The 326-nt window shown below is 65.6% G+C and carries 1 protein-coding gene; it reads left to right on the forward strand.

The annotated features are described in order from the left end of the window. Positions 1–326: TolC family protein (locus tag GYA94_RS27055; RefSeq protein WP_161893493.1), on the forward strand; the 326-nt coding region annotated here is incomplete at both ends.

A 326-nucleotide genomic window follows, 5' to 3' on the forward strand; every position in this document is an offset into this window, starting at 1 on the left:
CCTGGCCATGGCCGCCGCGCGGGTGCGTGAAGCCAAGGCCATGGCCGGTGTGATCGAGTCGGCTGAAAAGCTCCAGGCCAACGGGCAGGCCACGCTCAAGCGCCACAACTGGCCTGAAGACCAGTTCTATGGGCCTGGCGCGTTGTCGGGTGCCAACACCTGGGACAACAACGCGGCCATTGGCTTGAGCTACGCGCTGGACTTGTGGGGCCGTGAACGCAACGCCAGTGAACAGGCCGTAGACCAGGCGCACATGAGCGTGGCTGAAGCGCGCCAGGCACAGCTGGAGCTGCAGAACAACGTGGGTGCGTGCCTCCAGCTGAGCC

Source organism: Pseudomonas juntendi (assembly GCF_009932375.1).
In the GTDB taxonomy this organism is placed as follows: Bacteria; Pseudomonadota; Gammaproteobacteria; order Pseudomonadales; family Pseudomonadaceae; genus Aquipseudomonas; species Aquipseudomonas juntendi.